This window comes from Myxococcus sp. AM011 (assembly GCF_013372595.1).
GTDB lineage: Bacteria > Myxococcota > Myxococcia > Myxococcales > Myxococcaceae > Myxococcus > Myxococcus eversor.
Window position 1 is genome coordinate 1 of record NZ_JABXEM010000574.1, and the last position, 1,023, is coordinate 1,023.

The 1,023-nt window shown below is 68.7% G+C and carries 1 protein-coding gene; it reads right to left on the reverse strand.

What is annotated here, in order from left to right:
* The coding region (locus tag HUW62_RS47385; RefSeq protein WP_255204054.1) for an AMP-binding protein at nt 1-1,009 on the reverse strand (1,009 nt) is incomplete at its 3' end.
* Between the last annotated feature and the right edge of the window lie 14 nt (nt 1,010-1,023).

The following is a 1,023-nucleotide window of genomic DNA, read 5'->3' on the forward strand; positions in this document are numbered from 1 at the left end:
CTCTCCACCTCGCCCTGTCTCCCGTCCGGTACAGCCTCGCCCCCACCTCCCTCGTGTACCCGTCCGGTACGAAGCGCCTCGCCGTCAGCTCCGCCCTCTCGTGGTACCCCTGCGCCAACTGCGCCCCGCCGATGTACAGCTCTCCCGCCACTCCAATCGGACACAGCCTCCCCTGCCCGTCCAACACCAGCAGCTTCGTGTCCGGCAGCGGCACTCCAATCGGCGGCAGCCTCGGCCAGCTCGCCGGTGGCCCCTTCAACCGGTGCGCGCTCACCACGTGCGTCTCCGACGGGCCGTACTGGTTCTCCAGCACGCACCCCGGCAGCTTCTCGAAGAAGGCCACCACCGCGGGCGTCACCTGCAACTGCTCTCCCGCCGTCACCACCTCCTTCAACGACGACGGCACGCTCGCCCCGTGCGCCACCGCGTCCGCCAGCGCCTGCAGCGCGACGAAGGGCAGAAACAGTCTCTCCACCCGGTGACTCACCATGAAGTCCAGCAGCGCCGGCACGTCCTGCCTCAGCGCCGCTGGTGGCACCACCAGCGTCCCTCCCGCGCTCCACGTCGAGAAGATTTCCTGGAAGGACACATCGAAGCTCAGCGACGCGAACTGCAACGTCGTCGCCTCCGCCTTCACCGAGTGCGCCCGCTGCCACAACAGCAGGTTGCACAGCGCGGCGTGTGACAGCGCCACGCCCTTCGGCTTGCCCGTGCTCCCCGACGTGTACACCACGTAGCAGGTGCCTCCCGGTGGCACCGCCCTCGGTGGCGTCATGTCCGGCCGCTTCGCCACCTCCCCCGCTTCTTCATCCACGCACAGCGCCAACTCGCGCGCCCACTTCGGCAGGGCCTCTCGCTGACGCACCTTCGTCAACACCCTCACCACCTTCGCATCCCCCACCATGTACCCCAGCCGCTCCGCCGGGTACTTCGTGTCCAGCGGCACGTATGCCGCCCCCGCCTTCAATATCCCCAGCACTCCCACCATCTGCTCCAGCGAGCGCTCCATGCACAGCCCCACCC